The 8,553-nt window shown below is 50.2% G+C and carries 9 protein-coding genes; 8 read left to right on the top strand and 1 reads right to left on the bottom strand.

Features of this window, described 5'->3' with window-relative positions:
- Nucleotides 1–358: 358 nt before the first annotated feature.
- The gene (locus RM811_RS14140) at nucleotides 359–808 is read right to left on the bottom strand and encodes a YaiI/YqxD family protein (RefSeq protein ID WP_402525428.1); all 450 of its coding nucleotides are present in this window, start codon (nucleotides 806–808) and stop codon (nucleotides 359–361) included.
- A 465-nt stretch (nucleotides 809–1,273) separates the two neighbouring features.
- Here RM811_RS14140 and RM811_RS14135 point away from each other — a divergent pair, with 465 nt between their 5' ends.
- The 8 genes from RM811_RS14135 (at nucleotide 1,274) to eutJ (ending at nucleotide 8,383) form a co-directional block, all read left to right on the top strand.
- On the top strand, nucleotides 1,274–2,638 hold the full coding sequence (locus RM811_RS14135) for an ethanolamine ammonia-lyase subunit EutB (protein ID WP_402525425.1): 1,365 nt from the start codon (nucleotides 1,274–1,276) through the stop codon (nucleotides 2,636–2,638).
- Between the two features lie 11 nt (nucleotides 2,639–2,649).
- Nucleotides 2,650–3,558, top strand: a complete 909-nt coding sequence (gene eutC / locus RM811_RS14130; protein ID WP_402525423.1) for an ethanolamine ammonia-lyase subunit EutC — start codon at nucleotides 2,650–2,652, stop codon at nucleotides 3,556–3,558.
- Between the two features lie 63 nt (nucleotides 3,559–3,621).
- The gene (gene eutL / locus RM811_RS14125) at nucleotides 3,622–4,275 is read left to right on the top strand and encodes an ethanolamine utilization microcompartment protein EutL (RefSeq protein WP_402525420.1); all 654 of its coding nucleotides are present in this window, start codon (nucleotides 3,622–3,624) and stop codon (nucleotides 4,273–4,275) included.
- 75 nt (nucleotides 4,276–4,350) lie between these two features.
- Nucleotides 4,351–4,890, top strand: a complete 540-nt coding sequence (locus RM811_RS14120; protein ID WP_402525418.1) for a BMC domain-containing protein — start codon at nucleotides 4,351–4,353, stop codon at nucleotides 4,888–4,890.
- 1 nt (nucleotide 4,891) lies between these two features.
- A complete protein-coding gene (locus RM811_RS14115) occupies nucleotides 4,892–6,352 on the top strand; it encodes an acetaldehyde dehydrogenase (acetylating) (protein ID WP_402525415.1) in 1,461 nt (486 codons plus the stop codon).
- An 80-nt stretch (nucleotides 6,353–6,432) separates the two neighbouring features.
- On the top strand, nucleotides 6,433–6,720 hold the full coding sequence (gene eutM, locus RM811_RS14110) for an ethanolamine utilization microcompartment protein EutM (protein ID WP_402525413.1): 288 nt from the start codon (nucleotides 6,433–6,435) through the stop codon (nucleotides 6,718–6,720).
- 121 nt (nucleotides 6,721–6,841) lie between these two features.
- The gene (pduL, locus tag RM811_RS14105) at nucleotides 6,842–7,516 is read left to right on the top strand and encodes a phosphate propanoyltransferase (RefSeq protein WP_402525410.1); all 675 of its coding nucleotides are present in this window, start codon (nucleotides 6,842–6,844) and stop codon (nucleotides 7,514–7,516) included.
- Nucleotides 7,517–7,531: 15 nt separating this feature from the next.
- Nucleotides 7,532–8,383: an ethanolamine utilization protein EutJ gene (gene eutJ, locus RM811_RS14100; protein ID WP_402525407.1), complete on the top strand. Its 852-nt coding sequence runs from the start codon at nucleotides 7,532–7,534 to the stop codon at nucleotides 8,381–8,383.
- Nucleotides 8,384–8,553 lie beyond the last annotated feature (170 nt).

The raw sequence follows: 8,553 nt of genomic DNA, 5'->3' as shown, positions 1-8,553 counted from the left end.
TCCGGTAGAATCAAAGAACTCTTTTCCACCCCCGCCAGGATCCGGTAATGTTGATAGTGTGGTAATGGATAATAAAAACAGTGTAGAAAAACGGACTGCAACCGTTCCTGAATTTCAGGATGATGATACTGATAGTATTCCGTTTTGACCCTTTTAATATGCTGGTTTTTAAAGGGTTTTATTTTAGTGTGCACGAACTATTGGTAAAAATTGGCTTAGTGTGCACGATTTATTATCCCTCCACATAAAGGTGTGTTGTCCTGAAAATCGTGCAACTTGCAGGGCAGCGTAAAAAAGTGTCCGGAAAACCCTTGTCATATCACTCGGAAAAGCCAGGAGTTAGTGGCAGTTTCCCGGGCTATTTTTTCACACCAGCCAAAAACCGGTCGAGGGCATTGGCAAAGACCATCTTGTCTTTATTGCCCAGTGGTGGTGGCCCGCCACCTACTTGTCCGGTATTGCGCATCTCTTCCATAAAGTTACGCATAGCCAATCGGTGACGTATGTTCTCCTGATCATAGAACTCGCCTCTGGGATTGAGCGCATGGACTTTTTTCTGCAGTACTTCGGCTGCCAGAGGAATATCTGCGGTAATCACCAGGTCACCCACTTCACACCCCTGAACAATATATCCGTCGGCTACATCAAACCCGGCAGGAACTTGAACCGCCGTGATAAGGGCGCCGGGAGGCGTAGGCAGGTATTGATTCGCCACCAGAATCATCTCGGTCTGCGTACGTTGAGCAGCCTTGAATAGAATCTCTTTAATCATATTGGGGCAGGCATCTGCATCAACCCAGATTTTCATATTTTATAACCTTAAAAGTTGTGATACCGGTCTGTGACCACTGATTATCTACTTAACCTTCAAAAGGGCTAAAGAATACTGGTTGTGAGTCATTCCGGCGTTATCCGGCGGCAGCTGCTGGCTTTTATTCCGGGTATGGATTCAAAACAGAATCTGACCATGTCCAGATTTCATATTCTTTTTGCCAGTTTAACCCGAATTGAAATTTTTCAGATAGTCATCAGGTTTTGTTAAAACAGCTGGTGTGATCAGAGCCGCCTTTCTGCCAGTGATGGCGGGGTATTGGGTCTGATTTGATCTGGTTTCATCGTTAGTTCACAGCCTGCAAAACGGAGGGACATCTGTTTTATTGATCTGCGTCACTTCTCTCGCTTAAGGCCTCCTTGATGCACATCAAGTCGATCACCGGCAGGCTTGGGTAGTCTCTGTTGGAAAATTCATTATGACTCGAGGCACAGGCTCCTCATGCTTCTTAAAACCAAACTTTTTGGAAAGGTGTACCGCTTTTCCAGCATTAAAGAAGTGCTCGCCAAGGCTAACGAAAAACGTTCTGGCGACGTACTGGCGGGCGTAGCCGCCGAATCAATTACTGAAATGGTAGCCGCCAAGGACATCCTGTCCCGCATGCTGCTGTCTGATCTCCGTAATAATCCGATCGTTCCTTATGAAGACGACGAAGTAACACGGATTATTCAGGATGATATTAACGAAACCATCTACAGCGAAATTAAAAACTGGTCTGTTGGTGAGCTGCGTGAATGGCTGCTTTCCTACGAAGCCCAGGGTTCAGAAATTCGTCGCATAAGCCGTGGTCTGACCTCGGAAATGATTGCTGCGGTTACCAAGCTAATGACCAATGGTGACCTGATCTACGCAGCCAGCAAGATGGAAGTTCTGGCCACCTGTAATACTACTATTGGCCGTCGTGGCACCCTCGCTGCCCGTCTTCAGCCAAACCACACCACTGACAATGTGGACGGTATCCGTATCTCTACCCTGGAAGGTCTTTCCTACGGTATTGGTGATGCGGTCATTGGTCTGAACCCGGTAGACGACACCACTGACAGCATCTATCGCTGTCTGCATCAGTTCGAGGAACTCAAGCAGAAGTTTGAAATCCCGACCCAGAACTGTGTACTGGCTCACGTGCTCTCCCAGATGGAAGCCGTAGAGCGTGGCGCACCTGCAGATATGATCTTCCAGTCTATTGCCGGTTCCCAGAAAGGTAACGAAGCGTTTGGTTTCAATGCCGGTCATCTGGCTGAAGCCAACGATATGATGCTGAAGCAGGGTACCTGTACCGGTCCTAACGTGATGTATTTTGAGACGGGTCAGGGTTCTGAACTCTCTTCCGATGCTCACCACGGTGCGGACCAGGTAACCATGGAAGCTCGCTGCTACGGTTTTGCCCGTCGCTACAAGCCATTCCTGGTAAACACCGTTGTTGGTTTTATCGGTCCAGAGTATCTGTACGACGGAAAGCAGGTAATTCGTGCGGGTCTGGAAGACCACTTCATGGGCAAGCTGCATGGCCTGCCAATGGGTGTAGACGTTTGCTACACCAACCATATGAAGACCGACCAGAACGACAATGAATCCCTGATGACGCTGCTGACTGCTGCTGGCTGTACCTATTTCATGGGTATTCCTGCCGGTGACGACATCATGCTGATGTATCAGAGCAGCGGATTCCACGATGTGGCCACCATGCGTGAGCTATTCAACAAGCGCCCGATTCCAGAATTTGAAGCCTGGTGTGAGCGTATGGGCATTATGGAAAATGGCCGTCTGACTGCGAAAGCAGGCGACGCTTCTATTTTCCTGAAGTAATAGGGCTCACCATGATTTCTGAAAATGATCTGAAAGACCTGATTGGCAAAGTCCTGAAGGAAATTGACCTGTCTGACGCTGGCTCTGCTGCGAAGGTGGAACAGGTAACTCGTTCCGTCGCCAGTCAGATTGAAACTGTCGTGTCCGATGTGGACGACAGCGAGCTGAACGACATCACTGCTATCGAAATGTCTGATTTCTTCGCCATAGATAATGCGGAGAATAAAGCCGAGTACATGAAACTCAAGGCCAAAACACCGGCGCGTCTGGGTATTGGCCGGACTGGTCCCCGCTACAAGACGGAAACCATGTTGCGTTTCCGTGCTGACCATGCGGTGGCCATTGACTCCGTCTTTAACGAAGTCGCCGAAGAACTGGTTGCCGAAGCCGGACTGATTGCCGTGTCTTCTCAATGCGAAGACAAAGATATGTACGTCACCCGTCCGGATCTTGGCCGTATCATCAGTGATGAAGGTGTTGCCAAAATTCAGTCTGAGTGCCGTAAAGGTGCGGATGTTCAAATTATCATTGCCGATGGTCTGTCTTCCAGCGCCATTACCGCCAATCTGAAAAATATCCTGCCTGCCCTGAAGCAGGGTCTGGAAGGGTATGGCCTGAGTGTTGGCGATACCGTCTTCATCAAGTTTGGTCGTGTGGCCTCCATGGATCACCTGACTGATCTGACCAATAGCAAAGTCACCGTCATGCTGGTGGGTGAGCGTCCCGGACTGGCTACCGGTGAATCCATGGGTGCTTATATCACCTATGAAGGCACCGTTGGCATGCCGGAAGCGGGTCGTACCGTTATCTCCAATATCCATCGTCGTGGAACGCCTGCCGCTGAAGCAGGTGCGCACATCGCCAACATCGTTAAGAAGATGTTTGAGCAGAAGTGCAGCGGTGTTGGTTTCCGTTTCTGATCTTTGGATATAAGGCGGCTCTGATCGTATAAAAATCAGTGCTGCCAAAAGAGGAGTAAAGCAATGAAAGGTGATCGTCTGGGTGCCAGCGTACTGGCCGTAAAAATGATTCCCAACGTTGATGCGAAAATGGCTGAAAAGCTGGGCATGCCAAAAGGCTACAAGAGCCTGGGAATTATCACAGCTGATGCTGATGATGTGGCCTATTGCGCATTGGATGAAGCCTGTAAAAACGCCGAAGTCAGTGTTGTCATGGGTAAGAGCTTCTATGGCGGTGCCGCCAATGCCAACAGCAAACTGGCTGGTGAAGTCATCGGTATGCTGGCTGGCCCAAGTCCGGCAGAAGTTCGCAGTGGCCTGAATGTTGCCATCGACTTTATTGAAAATGAATGTGCTTTCTACAGTGCTAATGAAGACGACAGCATTGTTTACTTTGCCCAGTGTGTTTCCCGTACCGGTCCATTCCTGTCCGGTCTGGCAGAAATCGAAGAAGGTGAAGCGCTGGCCTATCTGATCGCACCACCTCTGGAAGCAATGTATGCACTGGACGCGGCCATGAAAGCAGCAGATGTCCAATTGTGTCAGCTGTTTGAGCCTCCTTCAGAGACTAACTTTGGTGGCGCATTGCTTACCGGTAGTCAGTCTGCCTGTAAAGCGGCCTGCGACGCTTTTGCCGATGCAGTGAAGTTTGTTGCAGATAACCCGAAGCACTTTTAATTGCACTCTTAATTGTACGACGGATTCTGATCGAATCGGTTTTAGCAGAAAGAAAACACGATGGAGTTACAGGCGATGAATTCACAAGAGGCAGCAGGGTTTATTGAAACGTTCGGCTTCCTCCCGGCGGTTGAAGCAGCAGATGTCTGCCTGAAAACCGCCAATGTCAGCCTGGTCTCAAAACAGAATTCTGGTGCTGGTCTGGTTACGATCATCATCCGGGGTGATGTTGGTGCAGTGAAGGCGGCCATTGAGGCCGCAACGATTGCTGCAGATCGTGTTGGCAAGGTCGTATCTACCCATGTGATTGCCAGACCAGTTACTGAGCTGAATGCTATTTTGATGGGCGCGACCAGAAGTGCGGCACCTGTTGTTGAATCAGAAGTTGAATCAGAAGTTGAATCACAACCAGACGTTGTGGCCGTCACAGAAGCTATGGAAACCGATAGTTCATCCATTGTAGATATTGATGAATTACAGGCGTTCAGAACCGTTGAATTGAGAAACATGGCTCGACAGCTGCAAGATTTCACCATGAGCAAACAGCAAATCAAGTTTGCCAAGAAAGATGCACTGATTCAGGCCATTGTCGAATACCACCAGAAGGTGAAGTAAATTGGAACTGCTCGATAAAGACCTTGCTTCCATCCAGGAAGTAAGAAACCTGATCCGCCGGGCCAAAGAAGCCCAGAGAGTACTGGCTGACTACAGTCAGGTTCAGGTGGATGCGCTGGTCGAAGCGATGGCTCGTACCGGTGAAGCGAATGCCAGCCGTCTGGCTGAGATGGCGGTTGAAGAAACCGGCTTCGGAAAGGTTCAGGATAAAATCACCAAGAACATGATTGCCAGCAAGCATCTTGCTGAGTCTGTTCGGTCCATGAGAACCATCGGATTTATCGCTGAAGATCCTGCAAAGAAAATGCTGGAAGTGGCTGTACCTTACGGTGTGGTTGCTGGCCTGGTGCCGTCTACCAACCCAACGTCTACAGCGATCTACAAGTCCATTATCTCCATCAAGGCGGGTAATGCGATCATTATCAGCCCACACCCATCGGCGCTGAAGTGTATCAGCGAAACCGTACGGGTGCTGAGAGAAGCACTACAGAGTCTGGGTGCGCCTGCGGACCTGATCAGCGTGATGTCTCAGCCATCACTGGAAGGTACCAGTGAGCTGATGAAAAACGAAGGCACTGGTATCATCCTGGCGACTGGTGGCTCTGCCATGGTTAAGGCTGCATACAGTTCCGGTAACCCGGCCCTGGGTGTTGGTCCCGGTAACGTACCTGCCTTTATTGAACGTACTGCAGATATTAAAAAGGCTGTGTCGTACGTTCTGATGAGTAAGACGTTTGATAACGGTACTGTCTGTGCATCTGAGCAGCATGTGGTTACTGAACATGTGATCGCCGATCAGGTGAAGGCTGAAATGATTGCCCAGGGCTGTTACTTCCTGAACGAAGTAGAAACTGCCCGGGTTGAGAAAGTGATCGTTGGCCCAAGAGGCACACTGAACGCTCGTATCGTTGGTAAGCCAGCGGTAGAAATCGCTCGTATGGCGGGTCTGGAAATCCCAGCGACCAGTCGTGTTCTGGTGGCTGAGCAGGGTCGTGAGTGTGTTGGTAAACAGCACCCATTCTCCTGGGAAAAGCTTTCTCCGCTGCTGGGCTTCTACCGTACGACGGATGCCCACGATGCCTGCGAGCTTTGCCTTGAGCTGTTGAACTACGAAGGTGCTGGCCACTCTCTGGCTATTCACACCCAGAACGATGAACTGGTTCGTGAGTTTGCCCTGAAGAAGCCGGTATCCCGATTGGTGGTGAATACGCCATCCACTCACGGTGCCGTGGGTGCAACGACGGGTCTGCCACCGGCATTTACCCTGGGTTGTGGCAGTGTTGGCGGTTCAGCAACGTCTGATAACGTGACACCTTTGCATCTGTTCAATAAGCGTTATGTCGCTTATGGCATCTGTGAGCCAGTAGCTCCGGTTGCTCAGGCAGACGCAGCGACAACAGCAAATGAACTGGATATTGAAGCAATCACCCGCATGGTGATTGAGCGCCTGAAAGCACTGTAAGTGCTTTCAGTATTAAACGATTAACAAATATTTAAATTACAGCGTCTCCTCTCAGAGGAGACCATCAGGAGAAACACATAATGGCTATCTCTAACGCTCTGGGTATGGTTGAAACTAAAGGTCTGGTTGCTGCTATCGAAGCTGCTGACGCCATGGTTAAAGCTGCTAACGTAACTCTGGTTGGTAAAGAGAACATCGGTAGTGGTCTGGTAACTATCATGGTTCGTGGTGACGTTGGCGCTGTTAAAGCGGCTACTGATGCGGGCGCTGCGGCTGCTGAGCGTGTTGGTGAACTGGTTTCCGTACACGTTATCCCACGTCCGCACGGCGAAGTTGAAGTGATCCTGCCTCAGGCTAAAGGCGAGTAATTTTTTATTACTCACCGCGGGAGCATAAAGACACGCAGGAAAGCGGTTTTCCAGGTCTTTGTGCTTTTGCTCTTCAGCTTAACATTGGTCCCATGGCCAATGCCGATTGTGAGACATCGCTGTGAATACCCTCGTTAATGAACAACTCCTGACGCAAATCGTTAATCAGGTGATTGTTGAATGCACCGCCCAGGCTCTGCAATCCGCGGAAGCTGAAAGCAGCAAGAAAGAAATCCCTGTTGAAGCATCTGCCCGCCACGTTCATCTGTGTCAGAAAGATGTTGAAGCCCTGTTCGGTGCCGGTCGCCAGCTGACTCCTGCCCGTGAACTCTCTCAGCCAGGTCAGTACCTGTGCGAAGAGCGAGTGAATATTCTTGGCCCGAAGGGAACCTTTGAAAACGTTGCGGTGCTTGGCCCGGCCCGGCCAGACAGTCAGGTAGAAATCTCCCGCACCGACGCTCGTCAGCTGGGTGTTAATGCCGTATTGAAAGAGTCCGGTGATATTGCAGGTACTCCAGGCATATTCCTTTACTCTGGAAAAGGAATGGTACAGCTGGATAAGGGCGTCATTGTTGCCCGTAACCATATCCATATGACCACAGCAGATGCCAACAGACTGGGTGTTGCTGATAAGCAGGAAGTGGATGTTCGTGTAGAAACAGATCGTCCAATAACGTTCCACAAAGTTCTGGTCAGAGTGAAAGACAGCTTTTCTCTGGCAATGCATATTGACTTCGATGAAGCCAATGCGGTTGGTCTGCCAGCCAATGCCAAAGGCGAACTGATCGCCTGCTAACGGTAATAAACGACTATGTCTGAATTCAATCCTGAGCGTGTCAGTGACCTCATCAATAAAGTAGAGATGAGCCTGACCCGAACCGGACAGGTAACTGACCCTGACAAGCTGGTGGTCGGGGTTGATCTGGGTACTGCCTATATTGTGCTGGTGGTACTGGATCAGGCTGGTGAGCCTGTGGCCACTGAGATGCAGTTTGCTCAGGTGTTAAAGGATGGGCTTGTTGTTGATTATATCGGTGCGTTGACTATCGTTCGCCAGCTTAAGGAAAAGCTGGAATCCCGCCTTCAGGTGTCTCTGGAAAAGGCCGCCATTGCCATGCCGTCCAACAGCCCGGAATCGGTCTGCAAAACCCACCGCTATGTGGTGGAAGGTGCCGGTATGGACGTGGTCAACATGCTGGATGAGCCAACAGCCGCCAACCGGGTGCTGGGCATTCAGAATGGCGCGGTGGTGGATATTGGTGGTGGTACTACCGGGCTTTCCATCTTTCGGGATGGCGAAGTGATCTACACCGCAGATGAAGCAACCGGTGGTACTCATCTGTCACTGGTTCTGGCGGGGCATTACAAAATCAGCTTTGAAGAAGCGGAAGAGCGGAAGAAAGATTCTGCGAACCATCGGGATGTGGTGGCAATCGTCCGTCCGGTGATTGAAAAGATGGGATCTATTGTTCATCAACATATTCAAGGCTACGACGTAAAAGATATCTATCTGGTCGGCGGCACCACCTGTCTGCCTGAATTTGAGCAGATTGTTGAGAAACAAACGGGTGTCACCACCTGGAAGCCGGAAAATCCTTTTCTGGTCACTCCTCTGGGTATTGCAATCAGTGCACTGGACGTTGAAAACCTTCTGGAATCTTAAGGAAAGCCGTAATGAATACAGATGCCCTGGTGGAGTTAATTGCCAAACGGGTGACGGAACAGCTGCTGGCCCTGCAGGGGCGGCAGATCATCAGTAAACCTCGTCAGTCTGTTCTGATTGTGGGTGACTGTAGCCGGGATCAGTTAGAGCAAGCTCTGGGTAATGATTAT

Origin of the sequence: Endozoicomonas sp. (assembly GCF_031844845.1) — a bacterium.
Taxonomy (GTDB): domain Bacteria; phylum Pseudomonadota; class Gammaproteobacteria; order Pseudomonadales; family Endozoicomonadaceae; genus Endozoicomonas.
This window is presented reverse-complemented; position numbering and strand designations above follow the sequence as displayed.

What these genes read in the sequence shown, in the direction of transcription:
- RM811_RS14140 (WP_402525428.1), bottom strand. Translation starts at nt 808, where the DNA reads ATGAAAATCTGGGTTGATGCAGATGCCTGCCCCAATATGATTAAAGAG.
- RM811_RS14135 (WP_402525425.1), top strand. Translation starts at nt 1,274, where the DNA reads ATGCTTCTTAAAACCAAACTTTTTGGAAAGGTGTACCGCTTTTCCAGC.
- eutC (WP_402525423.1), top strand. Translation starts at nt 2,650, where the DNA reads ATGATTTCTGAAAATGATCTGAAAGACCTGATTGGCAAAGTCCTGAAG.
- eutL (WP_402525420.1), top strand. Translation starts at nt 3,622, where the DNA reads ATGAAAGGTGATCGTCTGGGTGCCAGCGTACTGGCCGTAAAAATGATT.
- RM811_RS14120 (WP_402525418.1), top strand. Translation starts at nt 4,351, where the DNA reads ATGAATTCACAAGAGGCAGCAGGGTTTATTGAAACGTTCGGCTTCCTC.
- eutM (WP_402525413.1), top strand. Translation starts at nt 6,433, where the DNA reads ATGGCTATCTCTAACGCTCTGGGTATGGTTGAAACTAAAGGTCTGGTT.
- eutJ (WP_402525407.1), top strand. Translation starts at nt 7,532, where the DNA reads ATGTCTGAATTCAATCCTGAGCGTGTCAGTGACCTCATCAATAAAGTA.